The sequence below is a fragment of the Chryseosolibacter histidinae genome, assembly GCF_018598225.1.
Classification (GTDB): Bacteria; Bacteroidota; Bacteroidia; order Cytophagales; family Cyclobacteriaceae; genus Chryseosolibacter; species Chryseosolibacter histidini.
Window position 1 is genome coordinate 155,171 of the sequence record NZ_JAHESF010000005.1, and the last position, 19,137, is coordinate 174,307.

Annotated in this window: 15 protein-coding genes; 5 read left to right on the forward strand and 10 right to left on the reverse strand. The window is 51.3% G+C overall.

All coding sequences use genetic code 11. From position 1 onward, the window contains the following. Positions 1-2: 2 nt before the first annotated feature. Both KK083_RS06995 and KK083_RS07000 read left to right on the forward strand, forming a co-directional pair. A complete protein-coding gene (locus tag KK083_RS06995; protein WP_254161892.1) occupies positions 3-2,417 on the forward strand; it encodes an ABC transporter permease in 2,415 nt (804 codons plus the stop codon). A 320-nt stretch (positions 2,418-2,737) separates the two neighbouring features. After that, positions 2,738-5,728, forward strand: a complete 2,991-nt coding sequence (locus KK083_RS07000) for a hypothetical protein (RefSeq protein ID WP_254161893.1) — start codon at positions 2,738-2,740, stop codon at positions 5,726-5,728. Positions 5,729-5,914: 186 nt separating this feature from the next. Here KK083_RS07000 and KK083_RS07005 read toward each other — a convergent pair whose 3' ends face one another. The 8 genes from KK083_RS07005 to KK083_RS07040 all read right to left on the reverse strand — a co-directional run bounded on the left by KK083_RS07005 (position 5,915) and on the right by KK083_RS07040 (position 10,636). Further along, positions 5,915-7,267 (reverse strand): MATE family efflux transporter, encoded by a 1,353-nt coding sequence (locus KK083_RS07005; protein ID WP_254161894.1) that lies wholly within the window; start codon positions 7,265-7,267, stop codon positions 5,915-5,917. Between the two features lie 132 nt (positions 7,268-7,399). Next, complete coding sequence (locus KK083_RS07010) at positions 7,400-7,825, reverse strand: VOC family protein (RefSeq protein ID WP_254161895.1); 426 nt, start codon at positions 7,823-7,825, stop codon at positions 7,400-7,402. A gap of 34 nt (positions 7,826-7,859) precedes the next feature. After that, positions 7,860-8,399, reverse strand: a complete 540-nt coding sequence (locus tag KK083_RS07015; RefSeq protein ID WP_254161896.1) for an SRPBCC family protein — start codon at positions 8,397-8,399, stop codon at positions 7,860-7,862. A 65-nt stretch (positions 8,400-8,464) separates the two neighbouring features. After that, positions 8,465-8,806 carry an ArsR/SmtB family transcription factor gene (locus tag KK083_RS07020; RefSeq protein WP_254161898.1) on the reverse strand — a complete coding sequence of 114 codons (342 nt, stop codon included), beginning with the start codon at positions 8,804-8,806 and terminating at the stop codon, positions 8,465-8,467. A gap of 127 nt (positions 8,807-8,933) precedes the next feature. Next, positions 8,934-9,557 (reverse strand): Type 1 glutamine amidotransferase-like domain-containing protein, encoded by a 624-nt coding sequence (locus KK083_RS07025; RefSeq protein WP_254161900.1) that lies wholly within the window; start codon positions 9,555-9,557, stop codon positions 8,934-8,936. Positions 9,558-9,602: 45 nt separating this feature from the next. Next, a complete protein-coding gene (locus KK083_RS07030; protein ID WP_254161903.1) occupies positions 9,603-9,818 on the reverse strand; it encodes a hypothetical protein in 216 nt (71 codons plus the stop codon). Positions 9,819-9,881: 63 nt separating this feature from the next. Next, positions 9,882-10,457, reverse strand: a complete 576-nt coding sequence (locus KK083_RS07035; RefSeq protein WP_254161905.1) for an RBBP9/YdeN family alpha/beta hydrolase — start codon at positions 10,455-10,457, stop codon at positions 9,882-9,884. Beyond that, positions 10,454-10,636 carry a hypothetical protein gene (locus tag KK083_RS07040; RefSeq protein WP_254161907.1) on the reverse strand — a complete coding sequence of 61 codons (183 nt, stop codon included), beginning with the start codon at positions 10,634-10,636 and terminating at the stop codon, positions 10,454-10,456. The genes KK083_RS07035 and KK083_RS07040 overlap by 4 nt, the downstream gene beginning before the upstream one ends. A 189-nt stretch (positions 10,637-10,825) precedes the next feature. Here KK083_RS07040 and KK083_RS07045 point away from each other — a divergent pair, with 189 nt between their 5' ends. After that, positions 10,826-11,806, forward strand: a complete 981-nt coding sequence (locus KK083_RS07045; RefSeq protein WP_254161909.1) for a GlxA family transcriptional regulator — start codon at positions 10,826-10,828, stop codon at positions 11,804-11,806. 245 nt (positions 11,807-12,051) lie between these two features. On the opposite strand, the gene KK083_RS07050 is transcribed toward KK083_RS07045, so the two are convergent. Both KK083_RS07050 and KK083_RS07055 read right to left on the reverse strand, forming a co-directional pair. Further along, positions 12,052-14,403 (reverse strand): ABC transporter permease, encoded by a 2,352-nt coding sequence (locus KK083_RS07050; protein WP_254161911.1) that lies wholly within the window; start codon positions 14,401-14,403, stop codon positions 12,052-12,054. A 204-nt stretch (positions 14,404-14,607) separates the two neighbouring features. Beyond that, on the reverse strand, positions 14,608-15,720 hold the full coding sequence (locus KK083_RS07055; protein WP_254161913.1) for an ATP-binding response regulator: 1,113 nt from the start codon (positions 15,718-15,720) through the stop codon (positions 14,608-14,610). Between the two features lie 288 nt (positions 15,721-16,008). Here KK083_RS07055 and KK083_RS07060 point away from each other — a divergent pair, with 288 nt between their 5' ends. Both KK083_RS07060 and KK083_RS07065 read left to right on the forward strand, forming a co-directional pair. After that, complete coding sequence (locus KK083_RS07060) at positions 16,009-16,347, forward strand: PadR family transcriptional regulator (RefSeq protein WP_254161916.1); 339 nt, start codon at positions 16,009-16,011, stop codon at positions 16,345-16,347. Then, positions 16,344-19,004, forward strand: a complete 2,661-nt coding sequence (locus KK083_RS07065; RefSeq protein WP_254161918.1) for an ABC transporter permease — start codon at positions 16,344-16,346, stop codon at positions 19,002-19,004. Before KK083_RS07060 ends, KK083_RS07065 begins: the two co-directional genes overlap by 4 nt. The last annotated feature ends 133 nt before the right edge of the window (positions 19,005-19,137 follow it).

Consider the following 19,137-nt stretch of genomic DNA (forward strand, 5'->3'; position numbering starts at 1 on the left):
CAATGCTCCGAAACTATCTCCGCATCGCCTACCGCAACCTGTTAAAGAGCAAAGTTTTTTCCGCTGTGAACATTGCCGGGCTGGCAGTGGGCATCGCCGCTTTTCTCTTCATTATCCAGTATGTGCGTTTTGAAAGGAGCTACGAAAGCTTCAACCCTAACGCAGACAATGTTTACCGGGTCACCATCGACCTGTACAATGGCGCTGAGTATGTGGTGACCGACTGCGAGACCTATGGTGTGCTGGGCCCAATGCTGAAGGAAAAGATGCCGGAGGTGATCGATTTTGTAAGGATGTATCACAACGATGGCCTCCAGGAGCTGGAAGCGGGAAGCCGGAAATTTTTAGACGAAGGCCTTTATTATGCAGACCCTTCGGCGTTCAATATATTTTCCGTCAGCGTCATCCAGGGCAATCCGAAGGCGGCGCTGTCGGAGCCATTCCAGATCGTGTTAAACGAGACCATGGCAAAGAAATATTTTGGCCGCACAGACATCGTAGGTGAAACAGTGAAGGTGCAGGGTACGCTGTATCATGTCACGGCTGTAATGGCCGACCTGCCGCCCAATACACATCTCAAGTTCAATGCGCTGTTATCGCACGAGACCATTGTGAAGACGCGGCCGCGATACACGAGTGAGCCCTGGTCGGGCAACAATGAATATACGTACCTGCTCATGCAGCCGGGAACAGACCTGGCGGCCTTTAATGATAAGCTCGCGCAGCTCTCGATATCACTGAAGGATAAGGTCGGTAATGAGCGCTTTAAAGCTGAGCCGGTGAAAGACATTCACCTCTACTCCAATAAAACGTACGAGCCGGAGGTGAATGGCAACGCGAGGGTGGTTTATTTTCTGCTGATCATCGCCATCTTTATCATTGCCCTTGCCTGGGTGAACTATATCAATCTTTCCACGGCACGGGCCCTGGATCGCGCGCGTGAGGTGGGCATCCGCAAGGTGATGGGATCGTTGCGTCGTCAGCTCGTATTTCAGTTTTTGTCTGAGTCGGTGATGGTGAATGTGATCGCAGCCTTTCTTGCCTTCGGGTTGTTTCAAATGGGGCTGCCGTTATTCCGCGGTCTTACGGGACAGCCGCTGCCACTCGACTTTGTTCAGGACATCAGCTTCTGGAAATTATTCTTTAGCCTGATCGCTGCCGGATCTTTGTTATCGGGCCTTTATCCTGCTTTTGTGCTCTCGGCGTTCAGGCCCGCAGAAGTACTGAAAGGAAAATTCAGGTCGTCTTCACATGGTCAGCGACTGCGCCAGGGATTGGTGATCTTCCAGTTTTCGTCTACCGTCATACTCATGGTGTGTATGTCTGCCGTTTACCTGCAGATCAGCTACCTGCGAAACTATGACCTTGGCATGGAGATCGACCAGACCGTTGCGCTGCGGGTGCCCGAGCTTGACATGCCCGACTCTCTTTACCGCGCCAGGTACCAAAGCCTGAAGACGGAGCTGCTTCGTAATCCTGCGATCCGATACGTAGCCCAGTCGGAAAGTTTACCGGGATTGAGCCTTCACGAGCTGAGCTCCACCTCAAGCATCTGGCGGCTGGGCCAGGAGCAGAATGACGACAGCTACACCTATTACGTGATCGCTATAGATGCCGATTTTGCCAGGGCGCTCAATATGACGTTTGTTGCCGGCCGCAATTTTCAGGAAGGTGTACGAAACGATGACCAGGTCATCATCAACGAAGAGGCGGTGAGCAAGCTCGGCTTTTCAAGCCCGGAAGAAGCAATCGGTTCAAAGATCACCTATAAGACCCGCCGGAATGGAGAGTCGTCCACGGTGATCGGTGTGCTGAAGAATTTTTACCAGCGCTCGCCCAAAGAGCCGCACATTCCCATGGTGTTCCCTTACGGAAGCGATGCGAGCTATTTTTCCATCCGGTTGCAGACAGAAGATGTGCACAGCGCCGTGGCATCAGTGAAGAAAGTATGGGATGAAGTATTTCCCGGCACGATCTTCCATTATTTTTTCATCAATGAAAGATATGATCAGCAATACCAGGCCGATGCGCAGTTCGGAAAAGTGGTGGCCAGCTTTTCAGTGCTGGCGGTATTTATCGCCTCCCTCGGATTATTCGGACTTTCGTCTTTCACCATCGTGCAGCGCACCAAAGAGATCGGTATCCGCAAGGTGCTCGGCGCATCCGTGTTCCAGATCGTGAACCTGCTCTCAAAAGATTTCACCAAAGTGATCCTGATCGCCGCTGTGCTGGCGCTACCGGTGGCCTACTTCGCCATGGAGCAATGGCTGTCCACCTACGCCACCCGCATCAGCCTGAACGTTTGGATCTTCATGCTCCCCGTAATAGTGATATTGATGATCGCGCTGCTCACGGTCAGCTTCCAGACCATCAAAACCGCGCTCTCAAATCCGACCAATGCATTGAAACAGGAATAAAAAAGGAGCCAGAAGTCAGAAGCCAGGAGTCAGGAGGGTAAATTCCCTGGAACTGAGATGTGGTGTCATTGAGCCGACTTGGGCTTGTATAATGAGACAAAATAATAGCAGTAATACCTTCAGTGTGAAATAAAGGCCTGAAGGGCGTAATTGTGCATTGGTATTCTACACGTGCCACAGGTGATTTACACGAGAGAGCATTTTTTGGCACGTAACGCACGCGCCTGATCAGGGCACGTGAAAAAATACCGGCTTACGATCAGGACTCTTTTCAAAAACACGTCTTTGTATTGGGTAACGGCATACTTTTACCTCATACTATGAACAAGACATTCCTGCTGGTTGCACTGTGTTGCATCATCATACTTCGGGCTACCGCTTCTACGGGAGATAAACCCAAATACCCCGCTGAAATTACCGCCGGTAAAAACGCCACCCATATCGGCCGCATCTCGGGCGATACCCTGGTGGTTGTTGGCGGAACCACCTATGCATTCACCGTGGATACTCCTGAAGATCAAGGGCTGGTGTCTACCAAACCCAGTGTAGCCGCACTCCTCCTCCAGGTGAGCGCAAAAGATGCATCGACACAGAAATACCAGGTCACCGGCAAAGATGACGTTGCCAAAAACGAAGGCGAGCTTGCAAGCGGAGACCGGCTCGTGGTCACTTCGCAAGACGGTAAAGCCACCAAAACCTACACCATCCTTGTAAAACCCATGGCCGTGGGCGGTGTGCTTCGCTTGCTGCAACAGGAGATCACCGCGAACACTTCACGCGACCTTACACTCTTTTTCACCGCAGGACAGCGCAGTCCTGCTGCCACGGTGAACATATACCTGCCCGCCGGCATCACACCAACGATGGACAACACTACCGTGAATGTGATCGGCCGTGGTGCTGTTAAACTGAGTGGTCTGGCCACACAATCCATCGGACGTGTTGGCACAAAATACACTTACAGCAAGGTGGGCGATGTGAAGATCACAAAAGCTGCCGATGGAGGTACTGTTCTTACGTTCAGCAACCTCGACCTGCGGCCTGCTAATGGCCCCGACCTCACGATCGTGATCAGTGGCGTGAACCTGGCGAAAATTGGCAATTATATTTTCAGCGCAAACTATACCACGTCGAAACCCGAGACCCTTACCAGTCCCGGCCTGGGTGCAGAGACAACAACCCTCAAAGTGATGAACACCATTTCTGATTTTGAAAGAGTGGTGAATCGTGAAGACACCTACAACGCATCACCGGATAGCTACACGCGCGCTTCTTTCCGGTGGACCGCTGCTGACAGGACTTCCGGTGCTCAGCTGATGCAATCGACGGATCAGGGAAAAAGCTGGAGTGCCGCCGTGGCATCCATTGACGTGCAGCGATCCACGGCAACAGTTTCAGGTTTAACGCCCGACAAGCTGTACGCGTTCAGGCTTGCCTTGAAGGATGGCGCGGGCAAAGGGACTTCTAACACCGCGTATTTTTATTCCGGAAGAATGGACCTCAAAAGCTTCGGGGTGAGCGGTGACGGCGCCGGTGACGACACACAAAAGATCAATGAGGCCATCGAATATCTTGCGCAGCTGGGCGGAGGCACACTGCTCTTCAGCGCCGGAGTCTACAATGTGAGAACCGTTCACCTGAAAAGTAATGTCTGGCTTTACGTCGATAAAAGTGCCGTTATTAAAGCTTTGAAAGGTGCCGATGCTCCGGAGACTACGTGGTTCAGCGATAAAAAGTATCGCTCGGGATTATCTCCTACCGATGCGGGACCTTATGCCGATCCGGAGAACTACCTTACCAAGCAGGATGTGGGCCACCATTATTTCAGGAACTGCATGTTCTTCGCGGAGCGGCAGGATAATATCAAAATTATCGGCAATGGTCTTATCACGGGCAACGGCAACCTGGTAACGGGAGATCGCGTGATGAACAACACCCCTGATAACCGGGCTGACAAAATGTTCACCTTCAAGTTGTGCACCAACATCGAGATCGGCGGCCTTTACCGTGGCGATGACCTTTGGTACGACCGTGACAAGGATGAGCCGTATTACATCGGCAAGAACGATGCGAAAGATTTCGATGTAAGCAACATGCTGCAGATCGATCGCGCGGGTCACTTTGTATTGCTCGCCACCGGCACGGATGGCATTCATGTGCACAACACTTATTTCGGCAAAGAGAACAGTGGCAATGCCCGTGATATTTACGACTTCATGGCCTGCAACAATGTTACCGTCACCAATATCTATTCGAAAGTAAGCTCCGACGACATTGTGAAACCAGGCTCCGATTGCTCATTGGGTTTCACCCGGCCGGCGCGTAACTATAAAGTACGCAACATCATCGGCGACACCAACTGCAACCTGTTCCAGATCGGCTCGGAGACCGCTGATGATATCATGGATATTCACGTCGACAACATTTACGTGCTGGGCGCCAACAAAGCGGGGTTCTCCATCTCCACCAACGATGGCGCGCACATCAAAGACATTCACCTCAACTGCGGGCACACCGGCAAGATCCACACGCGGTCGGTCATGTACCGTACGTTTGCACCGTTCTTTATTTCCATCTCCAACCGTGGCCGCATCCTGGGCGCTGAAGTGGGCAAGTACGCGTTCACTGACAATGGCGAAAAGCACAACGAGCTGCTGGTGAAGAATGTGAACATCGGGCAGGTAGAGAACATCATTCTCAATGGCATTGATGTTTACGAAGTGTATGCCGGAAGCTCATATGGAAGCAAAAGCGAGCGGTGGAAAGAATATGACGGCTCGCAACGAAGAGCAACCCCCATCATTGCCGGATACAGCCTGCCGGCAACTGCGGCGGTAGAAGGGGGCCTCGATTTTAAACTTCCCAATGGTAAGCATACAGGCTACATTACCAATGTGGTGTTCAGCGATATGAAAGTGCTGGTGAAGGGAGGCAACCCGGCATCGGACACAACCCAGGCACCACCTGAGCTTGGGGTGGGGCAGTACAACGTTTCCAATTTGAAGGTACAGCCTTCGTACGGGATCTGGGCGCGACACGTTCAGGGCCTTACACTAAAAGATTGCTCCTTCAGTTTTGAAAAGCGCGACAGCCGTTACGCCATCTTCCTCGACGATGTTTTCGGTGCCCGCTTCTCCGATCTGAAAGTGATCCGCCCAAAAGACAACGGCTCCGTCATCCGCCTGAAAAACTCCTCCGATGTAACCATCGGCAATGTGATCTACTACAACGACGAATGGGGAAGCGCACCCACCACGCTACGAACAGCGGGACCAGTTGTTGGAGGAGATGTCAGCATTCCGAAGAAGTAATTGGGTGCGGTTGCTAGTTGCCGGTTGCCAGTTTGGTGGTATAACTAAGCATTTAGGGTTTCAAACTCCAGAAAAAAAGATATGAGACCTAAGAAACGAAACATCTCATGTCTCAAATCTCAAGTCTCATATCTCATATCTGAGGCCTCACAACCGGCTACCCGGCAACTGGCAACCGGCAACAATTCAAACTTTCACCTCTTTCCACTTCCCCTTCTTAAAATAATACCACGCCACCAGCGCAATCACCGTTTCTGCTGCCGGGATAGCGATGAAGACTCCGGTTGACTTCAGGTCTAATCCCTTCGCCAGGAAATAAGCGAGGGGCACCTGGAAGAGCCAGAAGCATATAAAGTTAATGACTGTAGGTGTTCTGGTGTCGCCAGCGCCATTCAAAGCCTGGATCATCACCATGCCAAGGCCATAAAAAATATAACCCGAACCGATGATCTGTAAAGAAAGTGCACCATAACGCACCACGGTGTCATCCTGCGTAAAGATCCTGACAATGGGTGTGGCAAAGAACAGGAACAGCAGCATCACGAAGGTCATGAAAATGGCATTGTACTTCGCGGTAAGCAAAACACTTTGCTCAGCTCTTTCCAGTTGCTTGGCGCCGAGGTTCTGACCTACAAGCGTTGCCGCCGCGTTGCTCAATCCCCATGCGGGAAGGATGAAGAACACAAAATTGCGGAAGGCGATCTGATAACCCGCCGATGCTGACGTTCCACCTGTTTCCGCTACCAGCCTGGTGAGCACGATCCAGCTGCCGCTGGCGATGATGAACTGGAAGGTAGCTGGCCACGCAATGTTCACGATCGACTTCACGATGCCGGTGTTGAAGTTAAAGTAACGGCCGTGGAACTTCAGAATACCACTGCCTTTGAACAGGTGGTAACACTGGTACAACACACCCGAGCTGCGGCCGAAGACCGTGGCGATGGCGGCACCTTTTAATCCGAAGAAATGAATACAAATAGGGCACAGGATGATGTTGATGAGGCTGGCGATCCACAGGCTCTTCATGGCCATGGCGGCGTCACCAGCACCCCGGAAGATACCGTTGATCAGGAAGAGCAACATAATGGCCGCGCTGCTGCCCAACATGATGCGGGCAAACGTTGTACCTTCAGCCACAACTTCATTGCTGGCACCCATGATGGTAAGGATGTCGCCTGCGAAGATCACACCAGGGATGCTTAACAGAAGCGTTACGATCAGGGCCACCACCAGTGACTGTGCGCCGGCATGCGCTGCGGCGTCGGGATTTTTTTCTCCGATCCTGCGGGCAACGATGGCCGTGGCTGCCGTGCTCAGACCGATGGCCACCGAATAAATGATGGTGATCACCGATTCAGTCAGCCCTACCGTTGCAATGGCATTCTCGCCAAGCTTGCTCACAAAGAACATGTCCACCACCGCGAACACGCTCTCGAGGCTGAGCTCGAGGATCATGGGGATGGCCAGTAAAAATACGGCTTTGGGAATGCTGCCCTGGGTGTAATCCTGCTGCTCTCCCTTGAGAGACTGCTTGATCACGGTAAATATTTTACTAATAGTAAGAGTGTTGTTCTGGGTAGTCATATTAAAAGTTAAAAGGTACGCGGTACGAAGAACGAGGTACGAAGTGTCGAAGGCGAACCCCCGTACCCCGTACCTCTTACCTCGTACCTATTTTTGGTAGGTGTAGTTTACCATCCACAAGACGCCATACTTATCGGAGAACATTCCGAAAAGCGCGCCCCAGAATGTCTTTTCAAGCGGCATCACTACTTTGCCGCCTGCGGACAGTCCGTCGAAGAGCCGTTTCGCCTCCTCTTCACTGTCAGGGCTGATCGCAAGGTGCACATTGTTACCCTGGTTCAAGGTATGGCCCATAGAAGGCATCGTGTCAGATCCCATGAGCGTGCCGCTTTTACCGATCGGTAACGATACGTGCATCACCCTGTTCTGCTCATTCGGAGGATACTGGTCTCCGCCAGGTATTTCCTTGATCCGCTGAAAGGTGTCGAACTCGCCACCGAAAACTGATTTATAAAAGTTGAACGCTTCTTCGGTCTTACCGTCAAAGTTCAGATATGGATTTAAAGCTGCCATGGTATGAGTGTTTAAGTGTTGAAGGTATATCGTTTTATTTTTCAAGAACACCTTTGAGGTTGTTCAGGCTTATCTCCAGGTCTTTTCCCAATAGCTCGGGGATGTTGATGAACAGCAGCATGGCATTCATCGGGTAGGGCATTTTGCCGTTGAACCCCCACCTTACCTTGGTGGTGCTGTCCGCCACTGTTTCTGTTGTCATGTAGGCAGGCGATATGCTCTTGAAAGGCTTCACGAAACGGATCTCGAGGTCCATCCTTTCACCTTCTTTCAGGTTTTTGATCTCCTGCTCGCCTTTCCCTACGTCTTTGATGTCACTGTCCCACGCGGCAACAAAGCCAACCGTTCCGTCGGTGCCCCGGTAATCCCTCCGTACGTTGGGATCCATCATCACCCATTTGCTATACTGCTCCTGGTTCTTTAAGAACCTGATGTAGTCGAAAACTTTCTGGCGTGGCTTGTTGATGATGATCTGTCGCTCAACAGCATATTCTTTTTTGGAGAACAATGCGATGATCAGGATCAGTGCTATCAGGCCTGCAATGACGAATAGAATTGCTAACAGAATATCCATACGCTTTATCAGTTATATTGGTTTTGGAAATATTTGCTTTTTACAGACGGTTCGCGCCCCTGTGCTTATGATTTTTTCTTCCCGTACTTCTTCTTTTTAGCCTCCAGCTTTCCAAGATAAGCTTCCAGTGAATCAAATTTCGCCTCCCACAAACTGCGGTACCGTTCCACCCAGTCTGATACTTTGCTGAGCTTTTTCAGCCTTGCTTCGCAATACCGTTCGCGCCCCTGCTGCCTGACCACTACAAGCCCGCATTCCGTCAGGATCTTGATGTGCTTGTAGATGGCCGTGCGGCTTACCTCGAAATTCGCAGCTACTGAATTAACATTCAATGATTTATGTGCGATCATGTTGAGGATCTCGCGCCGGGTGGGATCCGCTATTCCCTGAAATACATCTCTTCGCATATTTATGTAACCTTATGGTTGCAAATATAAAAGAAACCTTTTGGTTGCAGGGGTTGTAGTTCCGACTTTCAGCAGGGTTAATTGCGACATTATTTTATTGTTAATGATCCGGCAGTCGCAATTTAAACTACAGAATGGTGTGCGCATCCCCATCGATCATCAGCGCCTGGGTGTCGCCGAGCAGCACGGTATTGTATCCGGCCTGCTCGAGCTGCTGGTTGGCAAGTTTTGTGTCTTCTGCAAAATCGCGGTTGTCGAGGTGCGGTACGGGCACCACATGCGTGAGATGGAGCCCATCCGTGATCACTTCGGGCAGCCCGTCAGGATTGTCCATGGTCTCGAAATACCGCAAAGTAGGTCCGGCTACAAGCGCGCCGGCACTCCAGCCCGCATATACTTTTCCATTGCTTACAAGCTCCCGGATGCTGTTATCTGCACCGGTATCTTTGAGGATCCAGCGCAGGTAATAGGTATGGCCTCCGCCGACCCAGATCACGTCCTTGCTGGCCAGCTTCTGATGCAACGCTTTCTGCTTCCCGCGCCAGTTTCTCAGGTCCACGCGCTCGAGGCGGTAGCCGTTATATTGCAACATGTCGCGAAAACCTCCCAGCCAGTCCCTGGAATTGGGCACAACATCCGCCGCATTTTCAATGAGTGCGAAAGAAATGTCTTCCGGGTCCTTGCCGACTAACTTTGTGAGGTAGGTGGCCTGCTCTGCGGAAATTGCCAGCGAATAAAGAAACAGTTTCACGTGATGGTTTGTGGTTAAGATCCCGTCAGGGCATTTTTTATTTTCTTATGGCAGCACTTCTGCGCTGAACCCATGGCCTTCCAGCAGGTTGATCAGCAGGGAAGGCTGTACCGACCCCGTTGTGCATCTCACGCGAAGGATCCTGTCACAATCCTCCAGGTCGAAATTGGCATTGTAATCCTCAAAGACCTTGTGGATCTGATCCACCAGCATGTTTGCATGATCACGGTCTTTAACATTGGTCTTAAAAACTTCTATCATTCTTTACAAACTTTGAGTCGTTACCTGGGTTCTATCAAATCGTACCTCGTACTTCGTACCTTCTTAGTTGAGGTTCATGATCACATGGCCCGACAGGCTTGTGATATCACTCACCATTTCCGGCAGCCCGTTGCCGAATTCATGCTCACTTCCGTTGATCTTGCGTATGGTTGCCTGGGGAAATTTTTTGGCGTACCGGGCAAGGTGCCCGAAAGGTACCCATTCATCGTCGCGGCTATGGTAAAGAAAGATCTTCGGAATGGGAGGCAGTTTCGGCACGAAGTCTTCCCGCAGCACAAATTCATCTATCTCCCATCCTTTTTTGCCCCAATACGGTGCGGCGATCAGGAACAGGCCTGTGATGGATCGTTTGCACGGCTCTTCCGACAGGTATTTCAGCACCACAGAAGCACCCAGTGAATGCGCGACAAGGATCAGCTCGCCGCCGGGCACACCGAGCTCGCGATAGATCGCCTCTTTCCAGGCTTCGTACCGCGGATTTTCCGGTTCAGGCATGGCGGGACAACGGAGTTGGTATGCTGCATCCAAAATTGTGTGCAGATAGGCCACCAGTTTGCTGCTGCCTTCATCAGGCCCTTGCGGCCCCGCGCTGTGTATAAAAAGTATTTCCTTTTTCATGCCGTGGCTTTATACCGCTCAACACTGAAAAAAACACTGCCATAAGGTATCAGAACCGCCGCCGGATAATTCGCAAAGCTGCTTTTCGCAGATCCGTTGGCGGAATAAGCTGGCCTAATCGCCATGGGAAGCGAAATGCTGCCAGCTTTGGGATCGTTGTTCAGGTTATAAGGTTCCATAAAAGGCGCTGCTTGATTGACTTTACAAACGTACTATCATTGGTCCTGGCAAACGCTGTGCAAATGCGACAATCGAGGGGGTTGATTACGACACCATATCTTTTTAGTTTTGTTTTACGGAACCCGGCGTTCCCTTTCCCCGGCAGCAACGCCGGTTCACAGAGACCAGGCTAAAACTTAAGATACCAAATGAGACACATTTCAATTTTAGTTCCCAAGGGAGCTGTTTTAGGAAGCATCGAAGGACCACGTCAGCTGTTCACGCAGGTGAACCAGTTTTTCAAAGCGAAAGGCGAACCCCCTGTGTTCAAGGTGCAGTTGGTGGGTCTCGAAAAAGAAACACCGCTGTGTGGCGGATTGGTGACCATCCACGCCGATACCTTGCTGAACGACGTGGAAAAAACAGATCTGGTGATCATCCCTGCTGTTGATGGCGAAATGAAAGCCGCGCTGGAAGCCAACAAGGAATTTATTCCCTGGATCACCAAACAATATAAAGCAGGCGCTGAAGTGGCAAGCCTCTGCCTGGGCGCCTTTATCCTGGCTTCTACCGGCCTGCTCAATGGAAGGAAAGCTGCCACGCACTGGCTGGCGGCCAACGACTTCAGGAAGATGTTCCCCGAAGTAAACCTGATGGCGGAAAAAGTGATCACCGATGAACGCGGCCTCTATTCCAGCGGTGGTGCTTACTCGTACCTCAACCTTGTTTTGTATCTGATCGAAAAATATGTCGGCCGTGAGATGGCCATTCTCAACGCCAAGGTATTCGCCATCGAAATAGAGCGCGAAAGCCAGTCGCCTTTTATCATCTTCCAGGGACAGAAAGAACACGAAGATGAGCCCATCAAAAAGGCGCAGGAATTCATCGAGAATAATTTTCAGGAAAAGATCACCGTTGACCAGCTCGCCTCCATGCTCGCACTGGGCCGCCGCAACCTGGAGCGGAGATTCAAAAAAGCCACTTCCAACACACTGGTAGAATACATCCAGCGCGTCAAGATCGAAGCTGCCAAAATGAGCCTCGAAACATCACGCGAAAACGTGAACGAGGTCATGTACAAAGTTGGCTACACCGATACAAAAGCATTCCGCACCACCTTCAAGCGCATCACCGGCCTGTCACCCATTGAATACAGGAACAAGTACAACAGGGAAATGATCGCGGCTTAAACAGGAGTCAGAAGCCAGGAGTAAGGAGTCAGGAGGGTACGTCAATGTGTTAAAGAGACGGAGTCAGCAAAAGTATAAATTCCATCAAAGTCAGATGCATGTAAGCCCTGAAAGGGCGTAATGTCAATATCCATGGGTGAAGCCCATGGATATTGCGTTTTTAGTATTTACGTGCCACAGGTAAGACATCAGGCGTTGCACGTTTTGGCACGTAACAGGAATACTCGATCAAGGCGCATCACCCATCACTCATTTCGTAAAATATCCGCTGGATTCATACGCGTGATCTCCACAAACTTCTTCAGCAGCGTCAGCAACATCGTCACGATCACCAGGAGATAGGCGATAATAAATGATGCCGGGCCGATCTCCATCCTGTACGTATAAAAACTGTCGAGCACCGCGGTGAGAATAAGATAACTGACCGGTGTGGCTACCAGCGCCGACACCGTGAGCAGCACCAGGAAATGCCCGTTCACGAGCAGGATCGCTTTCACCTGGGGGATCCCGAAGATCTTACGGATGCAAAGCTCTTTCATTTTGCTCAGCGCGCGTTGCGCTGCCAGGCCAAACAAACCCACACATGACATCAGCAGTGCCAGCACCGTTGTGAACGTGAAGATCCGCAGCAGTCCGTTGCTGTTCTCGTACATTTCATCGAAGGCCTGGTCCTGGAAAAAATAATGAAAGGCAACATCGGGGAAGTCATGCTTCCAGGCACTGTTCAACGAAGCGCTCGCCTGTGCTGCTGATCCCGGTGCGGTTCGCATCACCAGGTACGTGAACTGTGATTCATCGCCCAGCCTGAAGACGAGCGGCTCGATGTCGTTCTGAAAAGAGTCGTGGTGAAAATCCCTGACGACACCTGTTACGGCGTACGTGGTGCTGTCGATCACGATGGTACGACCTTCACCTGTTTCCCACCCGAATTGCCTGGCGAAAAGTTCGTTCACAACCACTTCACTACGAGTGCCGGGAGATCTGCCCGACGTCAGGTGAAAACCCATTGTCTCGAGATAATGATTGCCTACTTCAAAAACGATGGCGTGAGATTGTGCCTCACCCGCTGTTACGTTCATCTCGGTGCGGTAGATGCCGGCATGTTGTTTGGCGCCCGCTACGCTCAGCACTTGCGATTGCTCCAGGGCGGTTTTATACATCCGGTTGTATTGTTCCGGTGACTTGACCTTTACCACGAGGATGTTCTCATGGTCATAACCCCAGTCGCGATTTTTCAGGTCTATCAGGTTGAGCGTAAGGCCAACGCTCGCCATCATGGTCACAAAGGCGAGCACAAACTGGAACGACAACAGGAACTGCATGAACCTGTTCTTCGACCCGAACCGGAGGCGGTCACGTAAGATGACAACGGGTTTGAAGGAAGCGATGTAGAGTGCCGGATATAGGCCAGACACTACGCCCACCAGCACCAGCAATGCGCCCATGTACAGCCAGAGGTTGATGCGCAGCGAAAAGTCCATGATGAGCCCGTTGCCGAAGATGTTGTTGAATGCCGGGAGCAGGAAGCTGCCGGTGAGGGCTACGGCGATTATAAAAGCCGCGAGGCAAACCACAACATTTTCTGTGAGGAACTGGAAGATGAGCTGAAGCTTGTTGCCGCCGATCACTTTGCGGATGCCAATTTCTTTTAACCGGGTGCCGGCTGCGGCCATTGAAATGTTGATGAAGTTGAAGCATGAGAGCAACAGCAGCAAGGTGGCGATGGAAGAGAACATGATCACACCCTGCCAGGAGAGTTTTCGTCCTGCGATGGAATTTTTTACGTTGCCCACATTGCGTTTGATGTCAAGCAGGTTTTCGAAGATAAATGCTTTTACAGGTGTGTTCGTTTTGTCGGCAGCGTTTTGCAGTGTGATGAAAGGTTTCATCTGCGACGCTACACGGGCGATATCCGCAGGGTTGTCAACCTGGATGAAGGTAGCCTGGGTCAGGTTGTTCCAGTCGTCGGAATGTGTAGAGCCCGTTTCAAAACGGTTCTCGTACGACATGAAGATCGAAAACTCCACACAGCTCTGGCTGGGAATATGTTCGGTAACGCCCCGCACCACAAATGACCGTTCTGCCTGATCCTGGAGTTTGATCTGAAGGGTGCGGCCGATCGCGTTCTCCTCGCCAAAATATTTTCTGGCCAGATCCTGCGAAAGGAACACAGCATTTTTATCACGGAGTGCGCTGGAATTTCCGTCCACCAGGGGCAGCGTGAACATGTCCATAAAGCCCGGGTCTACCAGCCGGATGCGTTCATCAAACTCGTTGCCACCGGAAAGGATCGTGGCTTGCGAAATGGCGACGCGCACCGTTCTTACCACAGGAGCAAGATCAGTCATGGCAGGCCCCAGCGGGGTAGGCGTGGTGCCGTAAGTATACAGGTCGCCTTCTTCCCTGGCCTGTCGCTCGACTAAAAAGATCTTCTCTGCGTTGGCGTGATACCATTCACGGTTAACATGGTTATCAACGAACAGGTACGCCACAATGCTGCAGCCCACGGCCACTGACAGACAGGCAACGTTGATGAACAGGGTGATCTTTTGGCGGAGCAGGTTCCGGAGCGCGGTTTTGAAATAATTCCTGAGCATACTGATCTTCTTTTAGGTGAGGTTATGACCGTATACCCAACTTGAATGCCACATCCGCAGAACGCGTAAAACATCATAAAATGACAGTTGCCCCATCTCGAAACGGACGATCACCGTTCGCATGCGACCAGCCCTGAAAGGCTGAATGTCAATAGCCACAGGTGAAGCCCGTGGCTATTGAGCGAGGTGACAAACGTCGGAACCTCAATTCATATTCGGCACCGTAACGGTAACGCTAGTGCCAACGCCATGTGTGGATTCAATTTCAATAGTACCCCTCAGCTTCGAAACAGTTTCTTTCGCGATATACAAGCCGAGCCCTGCACCCTGGCTCAACTCCGTGCCGCGATAGAACATATTGAAAACATGGGGTTTGATATCATCCTTGATGCCGATGCCATTGTCTTTGATGGTGATGGTGGCAGTCTTCTCGGAGGTGAGCACGTCGATGTTCACAACGGCGTCCCTGTTCTTATCCCTGTATAAAATGGCGTTGGAGAGCAGGTTGATGAAGATGATGCCGAGGCGACCGGCATCTGAGGTGAACGGCACATCGGTCTGAAGCCGGATATGTTTCTCCACCTTGCCACCCTTGTCGAGATACTCGAGCTTCGAGAGGCTGGCTTCGATGGTCCTGAGCCAGTCCACCTTTCCCGGTTGAAGCTCACCCCTGGCGTTGCGTGAATATTCCAGAATTTCTTTCAGGGTATCTTCCAGCTTGTTCATGCTGCAGCTCATCATGTCATGCACCTGCACGAGTCGCTGGTCCTTATCTTCATCTTTGGCTATGTGCAGCAATCCCATCAGTGATGCCAGTGGTCCGCGCAGGTTATGCGATACACTGTATACAAAACTGTCGAGCTCGCGGTTTGCCTTCAGCAGCTCTTCATTCTGTTTTCTCAGCGCATGCCTCGCCTCACGTTTCAACTTTTCGAGCTTGCGTTTCTTCACGGCACCCCTGATGGCGGCAGGAAGTCGCGAAAGGTTCGATTTCAGAATATAGTCGTCAGCGCCGTCGCGCAGGCAGGCAATGGCATAGTCTTCAGAAACTGTACCGGTCACCAATATAAATGGAGTGGAGGATCGCTCCTTTAAACAGATCTTCAAAGCCTCGCGCGAGTTGAACCCGGGCAGGCCGTGATCTGACAACACCACGTCGGGCTGAAATCTGCGGATGGCCTCGTTGAATTCATCGCGGGTGTCAACACATTCCTTAACAAAAGACAGGTTGTCTTTGCGGAGTACACGTTCGATCAGAAACACATCGTCCTTGCTGTCTTCCAGCATCAGGATCTTCAATTGTTTTTCATCTTGCATAATACGTTGTTAAGTGCTCGGGATTCTTTCTGAGACGTCGTCCAACAGGCCTGACGTGAAAACTGGAATACCTAAATTAATATAATCGCGCGAATTATCGTAGAGGTCATCGCGTGCCGGGCTGACGAATTTATTCCACAACGCTCCGCAACAGCGTAAAACCCTTGTTATCAGCATGATTTCGCAGATTCCAGAGAGAGATTTCCCACGCTGAGAAAAAAATATTTATCCATCATGCAACCTTTCCCGGTTTGCCGGGTATATTTAGGCAAAGGTGAAACAAATACGATGAAAGGAACCTACATAGGAGAGTTCGAAGAGCTGGTGCTGCTCACCGTCGGGATCTTGTTCGACGATGCGTATGGCCTGGCCATTGTAGACGAGCTGGAGAAGCAAACCGGCCGCAACGTGATGATGAGTGCTGTGCATAAGGCGCTCGTGCGGCTCGAAGACAAAGGCTATCTGCGGTCACGCATGGGCGGTGCTACCGAAACCCGCGGGGGCAGGGACAAACGCCTGTACACCCTCACGCAGGCAGGCACCAAGGTGCTGAACCAGTCGCGTGAAATGCGCAACAGCATGTGGAAGCAGGTTCCGAAGATCGTTTGGGAGGGCGGTAAAATATGAAGCAGAGGCGTTTGCATAACGAAGGGGCTCCCGGGTGGGCTATCCGCTTTTTTTACTGGTACTGCAACGATCACCTGTGCGAGGCGGTAATGGGTGACATGCTCGAGCTGTACAGGCGACGGCGTTCCAGGTTGGGCAAAAAAAGAGCAGACCTGCTCTTCATCTTTAATGTGCTGCATTTCCTGCAGCCGTTTGCTATCCGTAAAAGATCACATTCCACAATCAATCATATTGCTATGTTCAAAAATTATTTCATCATCGCCTGGCGGACCATGTCGCGGCAGAAGATGTACACGGCCATCAAGATCGGAGGGTTTGCCCTCGGCCTGGCTACCTGCATGATCATCTTCCTTTTTATCAGGCATGAAATCAGCTACGATAAGTATTATACCGACAGCAACCGGCTCTTCCGCATGTACAACCAGTATAAGGGTGGTGACGACAGCGGAAACTGGACATCCTTTCCTGCACCTGTTGCCCAGATCCTCAGAACCGATTTCCCGGACATCGAGAAGGCAGGCAGGCTGATCCCGTACAATTGGTACAATGCCGGAAACAATCTTTTCAGGAGACAAGACCAGATTGAGAGCACATACGAGGAAGGTTTTGCTTATGCAGATCCTGAGATCATCGACATCCTGCAGATCCCGCTGGTCTATGGCAATCCGCGTCATGCGCTGGACCAACCGAACACCATTGTTATCTCGAAACGTAAAGCCGACAAATATTTTCCGGGTGAAGATCCCGTTGGCAAGACCGTTATCTTTAACGAGGATAAATCAAGACCTTATACCATTGGTGGTGTGATGAAGGAGTTTCCTGTCAACTCGCACCTTCAGTATGATTTTCTCATCACGCTCACGCAGGAAGAATTCTGGAAGGGCGAGCAGACCAGCTGGTGTTGCTGGAACTACAACATCTATCTCAGGCTCAGGCCTGATGCCGACCCCGCGCAGCTCGAGAAGAAGCTGCTCTCTGTGAGGGATACCCACTATGTCGGTTATCTGAAAGAGATGGGCGACAAGAGCCTGGAGGATGTGCGCAAGTATCACTCGTTCCGGTTGCAGCCTGTGAGCGATATCTACCTGCAGGAGGAAGTTATCTGGGACAATCTCCGGCATGGCGACGTCAGGTATGTATGGCTTTTCGGTGGGGTTGCCTTTTTTATCCTGGCACTGGCCTGTATCAATTTTATCAACCTCTCCACCGCTAAATCGGCCAACCGCGCGAAAGAAGTGGGCCTGAGAAAAGTGGTGGGCTCCGTTCGTGGTTACCTGGTGCGGCAGTTCCTGACAGAGTCTGTACTTTACAGCCTGGTGTCTTTTGCGCTTGCCATTGTCATTGTATGCCTCGCGATGCCGTATTTCAACGGCCTGGCTGGTCGCACATTGTCTATTCCGTGGTCGGCATGGTGGTTGTTCCCGCTGCTCCTGCTTTCTGTTTTGGTGATCGGTTTTATGGCGGGCGTCTATCCTTCATTCTATCTCTCCGCCTTCAAGCCCATCGATGTGCTGAAGGGCAGCATCAGCCGTGGCACCCGGAATTCGAAAATGAGAAGCGTCATGGTGGTCTTTCAGTTTACCACTTCCATCATCCTGGTCATCGGCACTTTCATTATTTACCGTCAGATGAACTACATCTTGAATACGAAGGTCGGTTTTGACAAAGAGCAGGTGATCATGGTACAGGGGGCGAACACACTGCCCAATCAGAAGACATTTAAAGATGAGCTGAGGAAGCTTCCGGGGGTGGAAGATGTTACGGTGAGCTCTTATCTGCCGGTGGAAGGTACAAAACGCGACCAGAACTCTTTCTGGAGAGAAGGAAAATCGAAAGAGGAAAAATCCATCGGCGCGCAGAAATGGTATGTCGATGAAGATTTTATCGGCACCATGGGCATGAAGCTGGTGGCGGGAAGGAATTTTATGCAAGAGATGGCATCCGATTCACAGTCCATTATCATCAATGAGGCCATGGCCAAAGAGTTTGGATTCAAGAACCCTGTCGGTGAGCGCATCATGACCTGGGAAGTTTTTACGGTGATCGGCGTGGTGGAAGATTTTAACTTTGAATCAATGAAAGGAGAGATCGGTCCGCTCGCCTTTGTGCGGGGTGGATGGGGATCCATTGCTGCCGTAAAAGTAAAGACGGAAGATATGGCCGGCATGATCGCACAGGTTACCAACGTATGGGACAAAGTCATGCCCCATCAGCCCATACGTTACACATTCCTTGACGAGAGTTACGCACGCATGTATGACGACGTTCAGCGCATGGGCCAGATCTTCGCCAGCTTTGCTGTATTGGCCATTGTTGTTGCCTGCCTCGGTTTGTTTGCGCTTTCTGCCTTCATGGTAGAGCAGCGCAACAAAGAGATCAGCATCCGCCTGGTGTTGGGTGCATCTGTCAACAGCATCTTCAGGCTGCTGACCCAGAACTTTGTGATGCTGGTGCTGATCTCGTTTGTGGTGGCCGCGCCCCTCGCATGGTACCTGATGCAGGAGTGGCTTAAAGATTATGCTTACAGGATCGACATCACGTGGGATGTGTTCGCCTTGTCTGGCCTGCTTTCAGTGCTGGTGGCATTGCTCACCGTGAGCTACCAGTCAGTTCGCGCCGCTATGGTGAATCCCGCGACTCGTTTGCGGTCCGAATAAGCGTTTTGGGTTAAGGGGGAAGCGGGTTACAAGCGGCTCGCTTCCACCCCTTTTAGAAGGTACGAGGTACGATCCCGATAGCTATCGGGAACGACGTACGAAGTGCGGGTAGTGACTTTTCACTATATTGTCA